Origin of the sequence: Pontibacter sp. Tf4 (genome assembly GCF_014212495.1) — a bacterium.
Classification (GTDB): Bacteria; Bacteroidota; Bacteroidia; order Cytophagales; family Hymenobacteraceae; genus Pontibacter.
On the sequence record NZ_JACKZC010000009.1, the window covers coordinates 95,144 to 113,706 of the forward strand.

Annotated in this window: 16 protein-coding genes and 3 tRNA genes; 12 read left to right on the top strand and 7 right to left on the bottom strand. The window is 46.5% G+C overall.

Translation table 11 applies throughout. The features are described 5' to 3' along the window. Nucleotide 1: 1 nt before the first annotated feature. The 4 genes from H7F15_RS15455 (at nucleotide 2) to H7F15_RS15470 (ending at nucleotide 3,201) form a co-directional block, all read left to right on the top strand. Complete coding sequence (locus H7F15_RS15455) at nucleotides 2-382, top strand: response regulator (protein WP_185197894.1); 381 nt, start codon at nucleotides 2-4, stop codon at nucleotides 380-382. After that, nucleotides 383-655, top strand: coding sequence for a hypothetical protein (locus H7F15_RS15460; protein ID WP_185197895.1), 273 nt, complete (start codon nucleotides 383-385; stop codon nucleotides 653-655). Beyond that, nucleotides 656-1,417, top strand: coding sequence for an MBL fold metallo-hydrolase (locus H7F15_RS15465; RefSeq protein WP_185197896.1), 762 nt, complete (start codon nucleotides 656-658; stop codon nucleotides 1,415-1,417). 212 nt (nucleotides 1,418-1,629) lie between these two features. Beyond that, nucleotides 1,630-3,201, top strand: coding sequence for an NFACT RNA binding domain-containing protein (locus H7F15_RS15470; protein ID WP_185197897.1), 1,572 nt, complete (start codon nucleotides 1,630-1,632; stop codon nucleotides 3,199-3,201). 33 nt (nucleotides 3,202-3,234) lie between these two features. Here the strand turns inward: H7F15_RS15470 and H7F15_RS15475 are convergent. Continuing rightward, nucleotides 3,235-3,317 (bottom strand) — tRNA-Leu (locus H7F15_RS15475). Between the two features lie 394 nt (nucleotides 3,318-3,711). On the opposite strand from H7F15_RS15475, the gene H7F15_RS15480 reads away from it, so the two are divergent. The 3 genes from H7F15_RS15480 (at nucleotide 3,712) to H7F15_RS15490 (ending at nucleotide 6,881) form a co-directional block, all read left to right on the top strand. Further along, nucleotides 3,712-4,473, top strand: coding sequence for an ABC transporter ATP-binding protein (locus tag H7F15_RS15480; RefSeq protein ID WP_185197898.1), 762 nt, complete (start codon nucleotides 3,712-3,714; stop codon nucleotides 4,471-4,473). A gap of 81 nt (nucleotides 4,474-4,554) precedes the next feature. Continuing rightward, a complete protein-coding gene (locus H7F15_RS15485) occupies nucleotides 4,555-5,913 on the top strand; it encodes a hypothetical protein (RefSeq protein ID WP_185197899.1) in 1,359 nt (452 codons plus the stop codon). 161 nt (nucleotides 5,914-6,074) lie between these two features. Further along, nucleotides 6,075-6,881 (top strand): SDR family oxidoreductase, encoded by an 807-nt coding sequence (locus H7F15_RS15490; protein ID WP_185197900.1) that lies wholly within the window; start codon nucleotides 6,075-6,077, stop codon nucleotides 6,879-6,881. 85 nt (nucleotides 6,882-6,966) lie between these two features. Here H7F15_RS15490 and H7F15_RS15495 read toward each other — a convergent pair whose 3' ends face one another. Next, a complete protein-coding gene (locus H7F15_RS15495) occupies nucleotides 6,967-7,659 on the bottom strand; it encodes an SH3 domain-containing protein (protein ID WP_255481277.1) in 693 nt (230 codons plus the stop codon). A gap of 114 nt (nucleotides 7,660-7,773) precedes the next feature. On the opposite strand from H7F15_RS15495, the gene H7F15_RS15500 reads away from it, so the two are divergent. Together H7F15_RS15500 and H7F15_RS15505 are read left to right on the top strand one after the other, a co-directional pair. Beyond that, a tRNA-Lys gene (locus H7F15_RS15500) sits at nucleotides 7,774-7,846 on the top strand. Between the two features lie 151 nt (nucleotides 7,847-7,997). Next, nucleotides 7,998-8,070, top strand: a tRNA-Lys gene (locus H7F15_RS15505). 752 nt (nucleotides 8,071-8,822) lie between these two features. On the opposite strand, the gene H7F15_RS15510 is transcribed toward H7F15_RS15505, so the two are convergent. The 3 genes from H7F15_RS15510 to fabG all read right to left on the bottom strand — a co-directional run bounded on the left by H7F15_RS15510 (nucleotide 8,823) and on the right by fabG (nucleotide 12,510). Then, nucleotides 8,823-10,904, bottom strand: a complete 2,082-nt coding sequence (locus tag H7F15_RS15510) for a VWA domain-containing protein (RefSeq protein WP_185197902.1) — start codon at nucleotides 10,902-10,904, stop codon at nucleotides 8,823-8,825. Nucleotides 10,905-10,924: 20 nt separating this feature from the next. Continuing rightward, complete coding sequence (locus tag H7F15_RS15515) at nucleotides 10,925-11,623, bottom strand: hypothetical protein (protein ID WP_185197903.1); 699 nt, start codon at nucleotides 11,621-11,623, stop codon at nucleotides 10,925-10,927. 140 nt (nucleotides 11,624-11,763) lie between these two features. Next, a complete protein-coding gene (fabG, locus tag H7F15_RS15520; RefSeq protein WP_185197904.1) occupies nucleotides 11,764-12,510 on the bottom strand; it encodes a 3-oxoacyl-[acyl-carrier-protein] reductase in 747 nt (248 codons plus the stop codon). Between the two features lie 617 nt (nucleotides 12,511-13,127). On the opposite strand from fabG, the gene H7F15_RS15525 reads away from it, so the two are divergent. The 3 genes from H7F15_RS15525 to H7F15_RS15535 all read left to right on the top strand — a co-directional run bounded on the left by H7F15_RS15525 (nucleotide 13,128) and on the right by H7F15_RS15535 (nucleotide 16,550). Then, complete coding sequence (locus H7F15_RS15525) at nucleotides 13,128-14,453, top strand: peptidoglycan DD-metalloendopeptidase family protein (RefSeq protein ID WP_185197905.1); 1,326 nt, start codon at nucleotides 13,128-13,130, stop codon at nucleotides 14,451-14,453. A gap of 535 nt (nucleotides 14,454-14,988) precedes the next feature. Next, the gene (gene thiL, locus H7F15_RS15530) at nucleotides 14,989-16,014 is read left to right on the top strand and encodes a thiamine-phosphate kinase (RefSeq protein ID WP_185197906.1); all 1,026 of its coding nucleotides are present in this window, start codon (nucleotides 14,989-14,991) and stop codon (nucleotides 16,012-16,014) included. Nucleotides 16,015-16,217: 203 nt separating this feature from the next. Continuing rightward, entirely contained in the window at nucleotides 16,218-16,550 is a 333-nt protein-coding gene (locus H7F15_RS15535) for an endonuclease domain-containing protein (RefSeq protein WP_255481279.1), read from the top strand. Nucleotides 16,551-16,669: 119 nt separating this feature from the next. Here the strand turns inward: H7F15_RS15535 and H7F15_RS15540 are convergent, their stop codons facing one another. Further along, nucleotides 16,670-17,038: a hypothetical protein gene (locus tag H7F15_RS15540; RefSeq protein WP_185197908.1), complete on the bottom strand. Its 369-nt coding sequence runs from the start codon at nucleotides 17,036-17,038 to the stop codon at nucleotides 16,670-16,672. A gap of 98 nt (nucleotides 17,039-17,136) precedes the next feature. Further along, nucleotides 17,137-18,549, bottom strand: coding sequence for a 23S rRNA (uracil(1939)-C(5))-methyltransferase RlmD (gene rlmD, locus H7F15_RS15545; RefSeq protein WP_370523743.1), 1,413 nt, complete (start codon nucleotides 18,547-18,549; stop codon nucleotides 17,137-17,139). Between the last annotated feature and the right edge of the window lie 14 nt (nucleotides 18,550-18,563).

The following is an 18,563-nucleotide window of genomic DNA, read 5'->3' on the forward strand; positions in this document are numbered from 1 at the left end:
TATGGCAGAGACCAAGACAATCTTGATAGCAGAGGATAGCTCTGTAATTCTGAACCTGACAAAAAAGATCCTGGAACTGCAGAACTACAAAATCCTGACCGCTAAGAACGGCGGTGAAGTGATTAAAACTGTAGAGAACAACAAGATCGACGCGATCCTGATGGACCTGAACATCCCGATCAAAAACGGAATGGACTGTACCCGTGAGATTCGCGCGAGCAAAAACAAAGATATCGCCAGTATTCCGATTATAGCGGTAACAGGCAACGCCAACAACTATAGCATGGAAGACTTTAAGGAGGCCGGCATCAACGCTTACCTGCCTAAGCCACTTGACTTCGACATGCTGGTGCAAACCGTAAAAGAGTACACTGCCAAGTAAATGGAGCTGAAGTACACGCGGCCTTTCTTAAACAAGCTGGAGGATATTTTTGCAGAGTCGGATTTTGTGCTGCGTTACGAAAAGGGCAACTTTAAAGCCGGCTACTGTGTGCTGAAGGATATGAAAGTGGCTGTGGTAAACAAATACTATAGCCTGGAAGGCAAAGTAAACTGCCTGTACGATATCCTGCGCACGGTGTCGCTGGACGAAAGCCGCCTGAGCGACAAAAACCGGCAACTATACCACGATATCCGAAACCAGGAAGAAAAGTAATTGAAAGTAACACTGTTAGGTACGGGAACCTCGCAGGGTGTGCCTGTGATCGGGTGCAACTGCGAGGTTTGCCGTTCTGTAGACTATCGCGACAAACGCCTGCGCGTATCGGTGCACCTGCAGGTTAACGGCAAAAGCTTCATCATTGACTCCGGCCCCGACTTCCGGCAGCAGGCCCTGCGCGAGCGTATCCGAACGCTGGACGCCCTGATCTTTACCCACGAGCACAAAGACCACACTGCCGGCCTCGACGATATCCGGGCCTACAATTTCAGTCAGCACAAAGACATGCCGCTGTATGGCGAAGAGCGTGTGCTGGAACAACTGAAGCGCGAGTTTGCCTACATCTTTTCGGGTGTGCAGTATCCGGGCATCCCCAGAGTGCAGCTGAACCCTATTGCCGAAGACCCTTTTACTATTGACGGAGTTGAATTTATCCCGATCCGGGTAAAACACTATAAACTTCCGGTGCTTGGCTACCGTGTCGGCGACTTTACCTACATCACCGATGCCAATTTTATTTCGGAAGAAGAAATGGACAAGGTGCGCGGCTCAAAAGTTATAGTTCTCGGTGCCTTGCGTAAAGAACCCCACATCTCCCACTTCTCGCTACAGGAGGCTATAGATGTGCTTACCGAACTAAAACCAGAAAAGGCCTACCTCACCCACATCAGCCACCTGATGGGCCTGCACCACGAAGTAGAAAAAGAACTACCAGACTTTATACGCCTCGGTTACGACGGCCTGCAGATCGAGCTATAGTTTGTAAGTGTATTTTGTATTTCGTTTTTAGTGTTTCGGGTTAGTATTGGCTAAAATCGTGATTCTTACTTTACTTCTCTACTTTACCATCGAAACACTAAACACGACACACGAACTATAGTCATTAAAAAAAGCGTAATTCGTAATTCGTAATTCGTAATTCGTAATTCGTAATTCGTAATTCGTAATTCGTAATTCGTAATTCTAAAAAAGTGCATCAGAACTACCATTTTATTCAGCATCTATCCGCCAGGCTAAAGCAGGAGTTGGTGGGCATGGAAGTTGTTACCTGTTTCAGCCAGAATAAGGATGAACTGGTGATAGGCTTTGCAGCTGGCGAAAAGGAGTTCTACATACGTGCAGCTTTAACAGCACACTTTTCTGCACTATCGTTTCCGGATGACTTTAAGCGGGCACGGGCGAACAGCGTAAACCTGTTTAAGCAGATGATCGGGCAGAAAGTGCAGGATGTGGTACAGCACCGCAACGAGCGCAGCTTTTACCTGCAACTCACCGACGACATGCTGTTGCTGTTTAAGCTGTTTGGTAACCGCTCTAACATTGTGCTGTACCAGCATGGCGAACCTTTGCACCTGTTCCATAAAAAGTTTGCTGCCGATGCCGAACTGAACCCACTGGAGATGCACCGCCAGCTACCCCAGAACTATAGCGCTTTTGAAGCGGCTGATGGTAACCTGCGCAAACTATACCCAACCTTTGGCGAACTGCCAGCCGAGTACCTGGAAGAGCGAAACTATAGTTCGGCCACGCTGAAAGAAAAATGGGAACTGGTGCAGGACGTACTGGAGCAGTTAGATAATCCGGAGGCTTACTACATTATAAGGTACAAAGGCAAACTACGGCTGTCGTTGTTGCCAATGGGCGAAGTAGTCTATAGTTACCCGGACCCGCTGGAGGCCCTGAACAACTATACCCGCCTGTATTTATCGGAGACCGGTTTTACGCAGCAGTACGAACAGGCAAAACAGCAGCTCACCAAAAGATTAAACGGCTCCCAAACGGTACTGGAACAAGCTACCCAGCAACTACAGGAAATGCGCGGCAACCGATCCTATTCTCAGACAGCGGATATTCTGATGGCTAACCTGACCAACATTCCGCCACAGGCTGAAGAAGTAGAGCTCTACGATTTTTATACCGACCAGAACCGCACCTTTAAGCTAAAACGCAACGAAACGCCGCAAAAGCAGGCCGAGAAACTATACCGCAAAGCCAAAAACCAACATCTCGAAATTCAGCAACTGGAAGAGAAAGCGGAGCGGAAAATGGAAGAGATCATTCTGCTGGAATCTGCAATGCAAGCCCTGGCCGAAGTAAAGAACTATAAGGAACTGAAACTATACCTGCGCGAACACGCTCATCTTCTGTCATCTAAAAAGCAGGCGCAGCAACAGTCGCCATTCCGGGTGTTTGAAACCGAAGGCTTTAAAATTCTGGTAGGCAAAAGCTCGCAGAACAACGACGAACTGACCCAGCGCCACACCTATAAAGACGACCTGTGGCTGCATGCCAAAGATGTGTCGGGCTCGCATGTAGTAATAAAGCACCAGGCTGGCAAAACGATACCAACTACGGTGCTGGAGAAAGCCGCGCAACTGGCTGCCTATTACTCCAAACGCAAGCAGGATTCGCTTTGCCCGGTTATCTACACACCTAAAAAGTGGGTGCGGAAAGCAAAGGGTGCGCCGGCCGGAGCAGTTATAGTTGAGCGCGAAAAAGTGTTGCTGGTAAAACCTGAAAATCCTTTCGAGAAAAGAAAATAGCCGTAACTCGTTAAAGCTACGGCTATTAAAATGTGCGCGCGGGGAGATTCGAACTCCCACACCCGTAGGGCACCACCCCCTCAAGATGGCGTGTCTACCAGTTTCACCACGTGCGCAGGTAAAAGTAGGATGCAAAAGTAAACAGCTCTCCGCACATATCCAAATCCATCTTCAGGTTAAATAAACAAAGATTTAAGGCAATAGCAGCGGCTTAAAAACTAATACCTCTCCTGCTCATACGTATCGTTTAAGTGCAATAACTACAGGCAACAGCAACTATAGTTTGCGGTCAATTTTTCAATCCTGAAACAAAGCTGATTTTATAGAACTATTTTCTTTATTCTGGTTGTTGCAAATCAAGCACACTGCTATTTAAGGTATTCGGCTTATAAACTATAGTTAAATCTCGCGGGCAATGTTAGGACTTTAAACAGATTGCGCGTAACTTTAAAGCGGAAGCTTTTTTAAGCAACAACAGATCAGCACAAAGGTAAAAGTACAAAAGAGTATATGAGTATAGCGATAAAAGGATTAACAAAGACATTTGGCAAGAAACAAGTGCTACAGGATCTAGACCTGACCATAGAAGCCGGCCAATGCTACTGTTTACTGGGCAAGAACGGAATTGGCAAAAGCACTTTCCTGAATGCTATACTTGATCTGATAAAGGCAGACAGCGGCAGCATCAGCCTTTTTGGGAAGGATTATGCTACCAGTGCCCTGGAAGTAAAGCATAACCTGGGCGCTCTGTGCGAAGACAACCCGCTGATAGAAGAATTTACCGGCCTCGAGTACCTGAACTTTGTAGCCAAACTATACCACCTGCCAACCGCCGAAGCTGCCGAACGCATCAAAAGCCTGACCAATTACTTTTTCACAGACCAGGAGTCGCTGCACAAGAACATTGCCGGCTATTCTACAGGCATGAAGAAAAAAATAGGCATTGCCGCAGCTATTCTGCATAAACCACAAGTACTGATCCTGGATGAGCCGTTCACGGGCCTGGACCCGATCGCGGCACAGCTACTGGTAAAACTTATCCGCAACTACTCTACGCCAAACCGCGTGGTGCTTATTTCGTCGCATGACCTAAACTATGTTGAGCGCATTGCCACACACATTGGTGTACTGAACGATGGACAACTGATGTATAACGGCACCTTGCAGGAGTTTACCATGAACGGCGAAAACCTGATAGACCAGGCGCTGTTCCAGTTGCTTACCCCGCACCACCAAACCGCCGAAGCCGACTTCGAGTGGATGATCAACTAAGTTAAAAAGTTTGGAAGTTAGAAAGTTAAAAAGTGATTTTCCAACTCTTAACTCTAAACTCATAACTCTTAACTATAGAAAATGGATTTAGTACTGTTTGCGCTTAAGGCCAGGCTCGACGGATTTTTCAGGCAGAACAAACTACAGCGCGTATTGCTGCTGGGTGGCGGTATTGTGCTGTCCGGGTTTTACGGCTGGCTGTTTTCGTATATGTTGGAGCAGGCACAAAACGGCGGCGTAACTACAGTTACCGAAGTCATTCAGTACATCAACCTGTTTGTGCTGGGTATTACCATTATCCGTGGCTTTTTCCCGGCCTACGTTCCCAAACTCGACCTCATCCCGAGGCTGTATCCTATAAAACCAATGAAGCGTTTTTGGGTGGAGCTGCCTGTGGAGCTGTTCTCTCCTTTTAACTTTATACTTGTTAACTTCCTGTTCCTGCTGTTTATTCTGGCGCCTACCTATACGCTGCTGCATTTGCTGCAAACTATAATAGTTCTGCTAACGGCGCACGTAACCAAGCGCTCGTTGCAGGTAATGGTAGAGCGAAAGATGCGCTGGCTACACATCAACTTTCTTTCGGCGGCGGTGCTGGGTGCTGGTTTTGTGGCCTTACAAGCGCAGCTACCAATGTATAAACCTGCTACCAGTTGGTTTGAACTGGTAGTACACCTGGCAGCGCTGGGTCTGTTTTTAGGTGCCAATTATTTCCTGGAACTGGCCGCCTTTGAGCCGAAAAAGAAGGTAGTAAACTATAGCCATAACAAGAACCGAAGCCTGAGCTGGCGCCTGTTCAAAAACTCAAAACATCCCAAGCAATTATTGCTGTTCGGGCTCGGCTTAAAGCTGATCATACTGGGTGCGGATGCGGCTCTGTATACAGCCAAAGGCATGCACATCTATGAAAAGAACCTGACGATCTGGATCTTTTTCGGGCCGGCCATTATCTATAGTTATGTATTTAACAATACCTGGGGATTCTATAAAAACCTGTGGTTAACCGTAGAACGCACCGGCGGTGGCATACAGGATTTCCTGCGATCGAGCCTGATACCGTTGCGTGTGCCCCTGTTGATAGATGCTGCCATCCTGGCTGTATATGTAGCTTTTTTCAACCACGAAGACGGCCTGTTCATGCTGATCATGTATGCGGGCTCGGTGCTGGTACTTACTCCGCTGGGCATTGCAGCATCTTTTATAAGTCCGAAAGTGGTGAAAGGCAGCATCATGAGCTTTAGCGCTAAGACCTCTTACCTGTACAACATGCTATCGCTGCTGCTGGTTGGCTTGCTGCTTTTACCCTTGCTGCACAACATTCTCTTCCTGATTTATCCGGTGTTGATTGGTATCACCATGTTTGCGATGATCGCCGTGCTGAAAGAAAACCGCAACTATAAGCACGAGCTGTTCGGCAAGCTTTTTAAAGCGGACGCTTAATCTGTAGCACGACACACGTAGCACGATTTCAAATTCAGGGAATGCTCAAGAGCTTCCCTTTTATTTTTTAAGCTCTACAAGAGCGTCGTGATACTTGATTTGTGCTACCTGATACGAAAGAATAAATTCTATCTTTGCAGCTATAGTCAGAGCAAAATCAGATGAAAGATAAGGTAGTATTGATCACGGGTGGTACGTCAGGTATAGGCAAGGCATGTGCGTTTGCATTTGGTAAAGCTGGTGCTAAAGTAGCCGTATCGGGCCGTAACCAGCAGAACCTGGACCAGACCAGCCAGGAGTTAAGCGCAGCCGGTATTGAAAATGTTGCAATTAACGCCGACGTTAGCATTGAAGCCGATTGCCAGCGCATGGTGCAGGAAACTGTAGATCGTTTTGGTAAGCTGGATGTATTGATCAATAATGCCGGAATCTCGATGCGCGCCTTGTTCCAGGACCTGGACCTGGATGTGATCCGTAAGGTAATGGACATTAACTTCTGGGGTACGGTGTATACTACCAAGTTTGCACTGCCTTACATTATGGCTGCCAAAGGCTCTGTAATTGGAATATCCTCTATAGCGGGTTATCGTGGCTTGCCGGCCCGTACCGGTTATTCTGCATCTAAATTTGCCATGCACGGCTTCCTGGAAACGCTCCGCACCGAAATGCTGCATAAAGGCGTGCATGTGTTAGTAGCCTGCCCGGGCTTTACAGCATCCAACATCCGCAATACCGCACTGGCAGCAAACGGCCAGCAGCAGGGCGAGTCGCCACGCGACGAAGGCAACATGATGACCGCCGAAGAAGTAGCCGACCAGATCCTGAAAGCAACTATAAAACGCAAACGCGACCTGGTGATGACCTTCCAGGGCAAGCTCACCGTGTTCCTCAACAAGTGGCTCCCCGGCCTGACAGATAAGCTGGTTTACAATGTAATGGCCAAAGAGAAGGATTCGCCGTTGAAATAGTTTTTAGCTGTTAGTTATTGGTTATTAGTTGTTGGGGAGATCATCTTAGTTCTACTAACTAATAACCAGCAACCAATAACTACTATTAAGGCAACTGCAGCAGGTTATTCTTTCGGATGTAGGCTTTCTCGCCTTTCCATTTTATTTCGTACCAGATGTCCTGCTCGCCGGTAATGGGTACTTTGTGGCCCTGTGATACCGTAGCCAGCCAGTTTGCACCCGCTGATGGTGCCGACATAATGGCCACCTGATCGTTTTTGATGATGCCGCCACGCCCCAGGTTCAGGAAGTTGATGTAGTAAACTATAAACAGCAGGTAAAGTACAAAACCAGTTTTAAACTGCCGGGTAAACCTGTGTCCCTTTCGCCAGCTCACCACCATTACAGTAGTGGTTACTACGGCTGCCAGCAACATTAGCTCCAGTATGCGCATGTAGTACTTGCTGAACTGCGTTTTAAAGAACTGCAGGTCGTTGTACTCGTAGCCACTTAGCCGATGTGTTTGTGCCAGCTCTTCCATTTTCTTTAGTACAGAACGGCTGGGTTGTTTGGTATAAAACAGGTGCAGGTAATACATAGCCCCTGTGTAGTCGCGGAGGCCTTCTTTGATATAAGCCATTTTAAGCAGCATGCGGGGAGAGTATTGCTCCTCTTTTGTTAAAATCTGCTCGTAAAGCGTAAGGGCTTCGGTATAATGTTGCTGTGCGAACAAAGAATCTGCTTTGGCGTACGCAAATTTATGTTCCTGACTATAAGCTGGTTTAAAAAACAGGAACAAAAAAACAGCTGAAAAGAGAGATATTTTGAACCAAAGATTTTGCATTTAATCAGATTGCTGTTACTTTTGCATCGCAATTAAGGGAAACGCCCTTAGCACTGCAAGTTACTAAAAGATTCCGTAGCTCAGCTGGTAGAGCAATACACTTTTAATGTATGGGTCCTGGGTTCGAATCCCAGCGGGATCACTTTTAAGAGCGAGAGCCTTTTCCGAAAGAGAAGGCTTTTTGTTTCTAACTCCTGCAACGGTAGCAGTAAAAATAAAAGCTGAAAATTAAGTTTGATTTTTAAAACAAAGCTTCTACTTTTGCACTCCCATTCAGGGTAACAAGCAGTACCGATTCCGTAGCTCAGCTGGTAGAGCAATACACTTTTAATGTATGGGTCCTGGGTTCGAATCCCAGCGGGATCACAAGATAAAAAGCCACTCGTAAATGAGTGGCTTTTTTGCTTTTAGTCTGAACCAGGATTTTCAGGATTAAAGGATAAACAGGATTTCTGTTTCAGCTTCACTTCTATAGTTGACGTTTTAACCCACCCCTACCCCTCCCAAGAGGGGAATCTCTACTTCAGCTATAGTTGAACTTAAAGTTTTATAGTTGCTGCTTTAACACCCCTGTAGTCCCCTCAAGGGGACAGTCTCCATCTTGCCATAGTTGTAACTATAGTTCTATAGTTACAGCCCAAGAACAGGCAGGCGCAGCCTGCCCCAAGGAAATACATCCCCGAGACAAACGATCTGCTTTAACCAAGAATGAAAAAGTAAACTATAGCCAAAGCTTAGCTATCGAACTGTTATCAGTCTTTGGGTTGAGCGCCTTGTAGATTTCCGGTGCTGAAAGCATTGCGAGGCACGAGCAAAGGAAATATACACCGCGCGATGCCCGAAGACGGGGCCTCCCGGCCCGGGAGGGAGCCAAGCAAACTATAAAACTGTAGGCTCTTAGAGCTCCCAGGATTAGAGGAAACTATAGAATGAAAGGCTTGGTTCAAGAGGTAGGCAAAGTCAACTATAGCCAGACACTAGCAGGAGCTGCGCACACTGATAGGTCTTTACAAACTATAGTAGTCTGAGATAGATTTCTCGCTACACTCGAAATGACAACACTGTTTATAACTCTCTACTGCACTCAACAAGATAGAAAATAACGAACAGCAACTTTATCAATAACTCCCATTATACTTCCTCACAAACCACTCTGCAGTTATCAACGCTAACAGCACAAAGAACAGCCATTTCAGATCAACAATATCCTTTACATCTTCAGAGCTGTCGATAACAGGTTTATGGTTGGCTTTTAGAATATCCTGCTCCAGTTGGGCTAAGGTTGTCGGAAAGTACAGGTTAGAGCCTGTGTTACTGGCAAGCTGATAGAGCAGGTTATGATCGGCGACAGCATGTAGTGCTTCCAGTTGCAGTTCTTCAACTATAAATTCGCCTTTGTCTTGCTGCAGGGAGCCATTGATGCGGGCTGAAGCGGTGTAGGTATAACGGCCACCGGGCAGCGTACCTATGTTCACGCCGGATTGATTTTCGCCATTGGCAAATGTAAATGACTTGGTTTGCCCATCTTCATCGGTCACTTTTAGTGTAATGTTCTGGCCATAGATCGGTTCTAAAGCTTCGTTGTAGGCTTCAGCTTCAAACGTGATCTCGTCGTTACTGGTGTAATCGTTTTGGGCGGGATAAACGTTCAGGCGTTTCTTGTTGCGTGGCGCGCTCAGGAGCTGCACCAGGTTCGTGATAAGTTTGTCGTAGACTACCGGGTTCTGATTGTTGGCCGCCTCGGTAATGCGCCACTGCCAGGTACCGGATGCCAATAAAGTGGCGTTACGGGTATTGCCGACTGTTTGTACAGTTAGTAAAGGTTTATTAGTCCTCACGCGGCCTACCTGCTGGTAAAGTACGGTTTCGGTATTAGGCGCTACCTGGTACTCGCCGAAAGGAACCGTGGCTGGCGGGTATTGCTGCAAACGCTCGTTAGCTTCGTCGGCTACTTTAAACGTGCTGAAATTCGGGTTAATGGCTGTAGTTACTTCGTCGGCCTGGCCGGTGGTATTTACGCGCACACCTGCATTTAAACGGTTAAAGTCCTGTATGTCGCTTTGCGGACCAAGTATAAACAGGCTGGGGATGCTTTTCTGGCGAACAAGATTTAAGGCAGCATCGCCACCGGCTGTTCTGCCTGGTAACTGGTGAAGTATGGCAACGTCGTAATCCTGTTGCTTTAGGTGTGTAAGGCCCGGTATAAAGAGCTCAGTTTCGTAGTTCTCGTTCGTTTCGATGGCAGCGCGCAGGGCATTAATGTCGGGGTGCGGAGCAGCGGCGGCAACCAGAATTTTGATCTTGCCTTTTACTACATCAATGTATGCGTGCTTGGTGTTGTTGATGGCGGTGAATTCGCCTTGCTGCGGCACTACTTCCACTTCGTAATGGCGCTTGCCCAAGCCACCAGCCATCACCTGAAACGGAACCTGTTGCACCGCCTGCCCCTGTTTTAGAACTATAGTTTTACGATCTATCGGTTTGCCATTCTCTTTTAAAGTAACGGCCACGGTTCTGCCATCAAAGCCCTGCTGCTCCAGCTCTGCTTCCAGCGGGAAACGATTGCCGCTATAGGTAACTTTGTTGTACCGCAACGATGCCAGTACAATGTCTTTTTTAGGCACCGTATCGCCTACGGCCACCGGGTAAATGCTATAGTTATAGTTGGCATAAGTTGGCGAAATGCCCTGGTTCACAATGCCATCTGAGAGCAGCACAACGCCTGCCAGGTTACGATCGCGGTAATCGTCGCGCACGGTCTGCAACAACTGGCTCAGGTTAGTAGCAGGTGCCCCAAATTGTATTTTATCTAAAGATTCAGGTTTGGTAGTATCGCTCAGAGTTCGTATCTCAGTTTCGTAGCCGGCATCCTGTAGTTTGGTAAGCATGGTTTGCAGTTGCAGCTGCGCCTGGTTCAACTGCACCGAGTCTGAGAATAACTTTACCGACTGCGAATTATCCATCGCAAAAACGATGGCTGGCTTTATAGTTTCGTTGGAGATGTAGCGCACCATGGGCCCTAGCAGCAGAAAGCACAGAAAGCTCACCACCACAAAACGAAGTGTAGCCAAACTATAGTTTATGGGTTTAGGCCACGGCGCACGCTTGCTGTACAGCAGCCACGCATACAGTGCGCCCACAGCCAGGCAGGCCAGTATCAGCCACGGCGAATAAGTCGTTATCAGTCGGAAACCGGTCAAATCTTTATTTATAAATGATGTTACTTCTGGATAATTCTTTCTTTAAACCGGATCCAATCCTTGAGCTGACTTATACTACTACTATATAGCTTTGGCTCCACTTCTGCTAGCTCTTCCATTGTGGGTATCATTATGGAATCCGCTTTTGTTGTAACCATTGTATTGAACAAGTTTAAAACCTTCACTATCTGCTTATACTTAATAGAATCGCAATTCTGTAAAAATTCACTAAATTCTTCTTCTGTTAACTGATCTAAAGCAGAAGTCTTAATACTGTAAGCCTCATCATAAAACACATAACCTTTAGAATATTTATTAGTTAAGTTCTTAAACCCCTTCAGACTATCTTTTTTCAGAAACTCAGCAATTACAGCATATTGTAATGATGTAATGTCCTGCACCCAATACAGATGGTTCGGGTTAGGATTATCATGCTCTTCAGTAAAGAAAATCTGTTTAGGCGTTACTGTAATAGTAAAGCTGCCATCTGTGCAGCCCGGATGCCAGTAAATTTCGAACATCTTCTTATCCCTGACCTTCTTTCTTGGATGAAAAAAGGGCATTCCGACAGCTTTAACTGTTGTATCTGATAAAGCAGATGCAGGAATAATGAAATATCCTTTCTCAACGGTGGCCAAAACAATATCTTTCTCTACAGTTTGCCCTATAGCCTTATAAATCCCTATCAGAACAAGTAGTAGAGTAAGAAATCTTTTCATCAGATTATTCTTGAAATTTTATCATGAAATATAAAACAAAAAGACCAATGCTACTAACGTAAACGTTACCGCATTGGTCTTCATATAGTTTTACGAACTATAATATTAATTCATAATTCGTAATTCATCATTCATAATTCTTACGTCAGCATGCCGCCGTCAACCTGCAGCACCTGGCCGGTAATGTAAGCCGACTGGTCTGATGCCAGGAACACAGCGCAATTTGCTACATCTTCCGGGGTACCGCCACGCTTCAGCGGAATTGCCTTTCTCCATTCGTCTACCACCTTCTGGTCCAACTCGCCGGTCATTTCGGTTTCGATAAAGCCTGGGGCAATGGCGTTGCAACGGATATTACGAGAGCCTAACTCCAGCGCAACAGACTTAGTGAAGCCGATGCTACCTGCCTTAGAAGCCGCATAGTTGGCCTGGCCCGCGTTGCCTTTTATACCTACCACCGATGTAATGTTAATGATAGAACCAGACTTAGCACGCATCATATGCTTGGTAGCGCCTTTGGTCAGGTTGAACAGCGATTTCAGGTTGGTGTTGATCACGGCATCCCACTGCTCTTCGCTCATACGCATCAGCAGTCCGTCGCGGGTAATACCGGCGTTGTTCACCAGAATATCAATCTTTCCGAAATCAGCGATCACATCTTCTACCAGCTTATCCGCCTGCGCCAGGTCCGATGCATCAGAGCGGTAGCCTTTTGCTTTGCCACCGTTGGCGCTCAGTTCCTGTTCCAGGGCCTGTCCTTTCTCAACACTCGATAAGTAGGTAAACGCTACCTGCGCGCCTTGTTCCACAAACTTTTGTGCAATGGCACGGCCTATTCCTTTTGATGCCCCGGTTACCAGAGCTACTTTTCCTTCTAATGCTTTCATAAGCACCAAAGTTATAAAAGATTTTTTAATGCAATAATGCAGGCAGGTTTTAGGTTAAACTATAGTTGAGAGATGAGATGGAGTTATGAAGCTTCAGAAAGCATGAACTATAGTTGGTATAGGCCAAGTGGGTCATTCAAACTATAGGTGTATGGACAATCTTCTATAGTCGAGAACAAACTATAGTTAAGCCGAAAAGCAAGTAGCAGAGAATCAAAAGTGTAACTATAAGCCCTTTGTCTATTGTCAAAAAAAAATCCTTTGTCAAAACCTGGGCATGCCGGCAAGCCGTCGGGCTCTCGCGGCTCGCTCTATAGTTTGGTGCCAAACTATAGGAGCTCAAACAACCGCTCCATCCCTCACGCGTTTTCAGTGAGCAGCAAACAGTTATCAGTTAACAATCAGCAGTTTAGCAAACCATGAATCAGCAATCAACTATTAACAATTTAATAATCTAAACCACCCAACAATCAACAACCAGCAATCAACAATTATATTGACATATCCAACAAAATGATTGCAACATATTTATAATCTGCTTATTGTGTTAAAATGGATTTTTATTTCTATTGTTTTAGCCATATTTTCGCCACAATTTCAACTTTAGCCTATTAGTAATGTTTAAGCGTAGTATCGGACTAGCCACCCTGATCGCTGTTTCTCTGCTTTTATCTTTTATTGCAGTTCAGAATTTAACTTTCGACAAAGCCAGTGCCCAAAGCCTGCCAGTCAAAACCGTAAAACCGGAAGCCAAACCCGAAGTTAAAGCACCAGCCCCCATCGTTTACGGTATCCCAACCGACTCTTTAGAGATTGTGGAAGCCAAAGTAAAGCGCGGCGAAAACCTCTCTGAAATTCTTGATAACTATAATATTTCGCTGACTACTATTTCGGAGCTGGCAAAAAAGTCGAGGGATGTGTTTAATGTGCGCCGCATTAATGCCAACCACAACTATACCATCCTGCACCTGCCCGACTCTGGCAAAACTGCCCAGTACTTTATTTACGAGCCCAGCGAAACCGAATATGTGATTTATGACCTGCGCAAAGAGCTGAATGTAACGCTGGAAAAACGCAAAGTAGACACCGTAGAGCGTGCCATTGCCGGCATCATTGAGCATTCACTTTTCGATGCCCTGATCGAAGCAGGCGGCTCGGCGCAACTTGTAAACCACTTTGCCGACATCTACGCCTGGCGCCTGGACCTGAACCGCATACAGCCCGGCGACAAGTTCAAGCTTATTTATGAAGAGTACCTTGTGGGCGGCCAGACCATAGGTTACGGCAGCATAAAATCAGCGTATTTTGAGCACGAAGGCGAGGAAATTTACGCCATCGGTTTCGACCAGGGCAAAGGCACCGGCTACTACGACCAGAACGGCAAAAGCCTGAAACGCGCTTTCTTAAGAGAGCCGCTGGAGTACAGTCGCGTAAGCTCACGTTTCTCTAAAAACCGTTTCCACCCGGTGCAAAAGCGCTACAAGCCACACCTGGGCACCGACTTCGCAGCCCGCACCGGCACGCCTATCCGTACGGTTGGCGATGGCGTGGTGCTAGAAGCCAAGTATACCCGTGGCAACGGCTATTATGTAAAGATCAAGCACAATAAGACCTATACTACGCAATACCTGCATATGTCGCGCTTTGCGAAAGGCATGCGCCCTGGCAAACGTGTAAAGCAAGGCCAAACCATTGGCTATGTTGGCAGCACTGGCCTGGCAACTGGCCCACACCTTTGCTACCGCTTCTGGAAAAATGGCCGCCAGGTGGATGCCCTTAAAGTAAAACTGCCATCTGCCGACCCGGTAAGCAAAAAACACCTGGATGCTTTTGAAGAAGTAAAGGAAACTATAGTTACCAAAATGCAGGCTATTGATTACAAAGGCGCTAAACAGCAAGACCTGCTGGCATCCGGCAAACAGGAACCACAACAGGGAGCTTAATTTTTGTTATAGTTGAAGATGAAAAGGCGCAGCTTCGGTTGCGCTTTTTCTGTTTGTCTGGATCAGGATTTAAATAGGGCCCCTACCCCAAGGATTTACAGGATTTAGGGATTGGATTCATTTTCTTTTTTGTCATCCTGAAAGGATCTTGGTAACAAGTAGCAAATGTTTAAACTCCAGGGTTGGGGCCCTCTTTCTCAAACAAGTTTCTTTACAGAATGACAGTTTTTAAAAATCTCCATGCCGCAAGTTTAGCGAAGCGCAACTTGTGGCTATGCATGGGGCCAGTTTTTAACTGGCTTTGCTTTTCAAAAGCAATACTAACTATAGTTTGAAAGCAACTATAGACTATATCTACATAGCATCTCTTTTCTGCTACCGCAGAAAGCCAGTTGCAAACTGGCGCCAACTATACCGCCAGTTATCGCTGCGCTCAAACTGGCGGTATAGTACAGCTATAGTTGTCGTTACATAACAATCACCATTTCCCACTTATATTTCGTAATTTTGCAGCCAATTAATTTCAGATAGAACTATGAGCGAACTAACTCCACTAAGCGAAGTAGGCGAGTTTGGGCTGATCAGACGCATAAAAGATAAAGTGGTGTTACAGCACCCATCTACTATAAAAGGCATTGGTGACGATGCCGCTGTATTGGAGCCCGAAGAAAAGCAACTGGTTGTAACCAGCGATATGCTGCTGGAAGGCATCCATTTCGACCTGACCTTCTGCCCGCTGAAGCATTTAGGTTATAAGGCTGTGGCGGTAAACGTGTCGGATATAGCGGCTATGAACGCAAAGCCCACCCAGATAACGGTAAACATTGCCGTAGGTGCACGCTATACGGTAGAAGCTATCGAAGAACTATACGAAGGCATCCGCTTAGCCTGCGAGAACTATAAAGTTGACCTGGTTGGCGGCGATACCACATCATCAAGAGCTGGTTTGGTTATAAGCATCACAGCCATTGGCGAAGTAGCAAAAGGCGAAGCCGCTATGCGTAGCGGCGCCAAAGTAAACGACCTGATCTGCATTACCGGGGACATCGGCGCAGCTTACATGGGCTTACAGGTGCTGGAGCGCGAGAAGCAAGCCTTTATGGCCGACCCTGAAATGCAGCCGCAGCTCGAGAAATATGAATACATAGTTGGTCGCCAATTGAAACCGGAAGCCCGCATGGATGTGATCTACGAGCTGAAAGAGTTTGGCATTAAGCCAACGGCTATGATCGATGTGTCAGATGGGTTGGCTTCGGAACTGATGCACATTTGCTCGCAGTCGGGTGTGGGGGCCACTATTTACCGCGAAAACCTGCCTGCCGACAACCAGATGCTGGAAGCTGCCATGGAGTTTAACCTGGACCCGGTGATGTGTATGCTGAATGGCGGCGAAGACTACGAACTGCTGTTCACCATTCCGCTGGAAGATTACGAGAAGATCAAAAACCTGCCGGATGTAAGCCTGATCGGAAAAATTACAGAAGCCAGCGAAGGCATTAACTTAGCCAACAAGCACGGCCAGGCATTCCCGTTAAAAGCGCAGGGCTGGACGCATTTTTAGACTTTTGATTACGCAAATTTTGGAGAAGGGAGAAGCTGTAATGGTTTCTCCTTTTTTGTTTTATAGCTGCTGTGTATCAAACCACCCCTACCCCTCCTTATCCAAAGAGGGGAGCTTTTTACCTACTCATTTGCTTGCCTTTCGTTTAATATTCCTCAACCAATACCTCTTGGCATAAGATGGCAGTGCACAATCGAAGATACTTGAAAGAAAACCGTAAGAGATTAAGAAGTAGTTTAACATCGGCAGAGGCTGAATTATGGAAGCACCTGAAGAATGGAAACCTGGAGGGCAGAAAATTCAGGCGGCAGCATAGTATCGGTAATTATATAGCGGACTTCTACTGTCCTGCTGAACAGTTAGTTATTGAATTAGATGGACAAGTGCATATGAATTCTGTAGCAGAGCACGCAGACCAAGAGAGGGATCAATATATGAAAAGACTCAACATAAAAGTACTTCGATTTGAGAATAAAGACGTTTTTGAGAAACTGAGCGCTGTGCTTCAGGAAATCAGCAATTGCTTCAGTAAGTAGTAGCTCCCCTCCTTGGATAAGGAGGGGCAGGGGGGGTGATACAGGCCAACTTTAGAACAAAAGGAGAAACCATTACAGCCTCTCCTTTTTCTTTTGTCACAAAATCCTTTGTCAAAAAATCAATCTTCCGGATACGGTATGAACACGAAATTCTGAAATTCGCCGTCTACTACAAACAGGCAGCAGAACTCGTCCGGGTCTTTGTAGGCAGCCTGAAAATCTTCTACACGATCTTCTAACACCAATTGGCGCTGTACAAAGTCTTCCAGGTACGATGCGTTGATGTTCCATTCCAGCGCCAGTTCTTCTTTAGCCAGAAAGTTAGAACCAACCGGCACTTGTGTGCGGCTGAACACGAAGATCGGGTATTTGGAAATATTACGTTTGCGCACCTGGTACGATGCTTCTCTCAAAGTTTCGGCTACCACTACAAAATCCTTCGAAATGGTGCCCAGGTATTTACCGTTTAATTCCGGATCGTTTTCCATGGTTATTTTAAGATGGTAGATGCTAGATTTTAGATGTTAGGTTTCCTGCATTTATAGTTATACTGGGTATCTAATTTCTAACATCTAGTATCTAAAATCTATTTAGCGGTTAGTAAAACTATATTTTCTACGTGGTGCGTCTGCGGGAACATATCCACAGGCTGCACACGCGTTACATCATATTTCTCTGACAATAGTTCCAGGTCGCGGGCTTGCGTGGCCGGGTTACAGCTAACGTAAACTATACGGTCGGCGTGTACCTGCAGCAATTTTTCTACCACATCAGGGTGCATGCCAGCGCGCGGCGGGTCAGTAATCACCACATCTGGTCTGCCATGTTGCGCAATCAGTTCATCCGATAAAATGTCCTTCATATCACCGGCATAAAAAGTAGTGTTGGTGATGTTGTTGAGCTGCGAGTTTATTTTGGCATCTTCGATGGCGCTCGGCACATATTCAATACCAATTACCTCGCGGGCCTGGCGGGCTACAAAGTTGGCTATAGTTCCGGCACCAGTGTAAAGGTCATACACCAGTTCATTTCCGGTCAGGCCGGCAAACTCGCGGGTAAGGCGGTATAGTTCGTAGGCCTGGTCGGCGTTGGTCTGGTAAAACGATTTAGGCCCCACCTGGAAACGGATATCTTCCATCTGCTCGTAAATGTAAGGTTGCCCTTTGTAGCAGATCACTTCCTGATCGTGGAAGGTATCGTTCATTTTGGTGTTCACCACATACTGCAGCGACGTGATCTCCGGGAATTTGACATACAGGTCATCCAGAATCCCAAAAATGGCAGGTTCGTCATTATACTTCACCAACAGGATCACCATCAGATCGCCGGTGTTGGCTGTACGAACTATAAGATTACGCAGGAAGCCGGTCTGCTTTACGGCATCATAATACTCCAGCCCTTGTGCCCGCGTATAATCGCGGACAGCTAAGCGAATAGAGTTTGATGGCTCTGGCTGAAGGTAACAGTTCTGGATGTCCAGTATCTTATCGAAACGGCCCGGCATGTGGAAACCCAGCGCATTGCGGTCATAATCTAACCCGGACTGTATCTGCTCATTTGTCAGCCACCCAAAACCTGAGAAAGTAAACTCCAGCTTGTTGCGGTAGAACTTATCTTTCTTAGAGCCCAGTATCGGGTCAAACTCCGGAAGCGCTACTTTACCAATGCGCTCCAGGTTATCGCGTACTTGTTTCTCTTTATAGTATAGTTGGGTGTCGTAGCCAATGTGCTGCCATTTGCAACCACCGCAGATACCAAAATGCTCACAAAACGGCTGTACGCGTAGTTCAGAATATTCTCTGAACTGCACCGGCACGGCTTCCATAAAGCTTTTCTTTTTCTTGGTAACGCGCAGGTCTACTACGTCGCCGGGGGCCACACCGCCCACGAATACTACCATGTTGTTATGGCGCGCCAGGCATTTGCCTTCGGCCACCATCTCTTCTATCCTAATATTTTCGAGTATCTCGAACGTCTTTTGCTTCTTCGTATTTCTCACAGTGCTGCAAAATT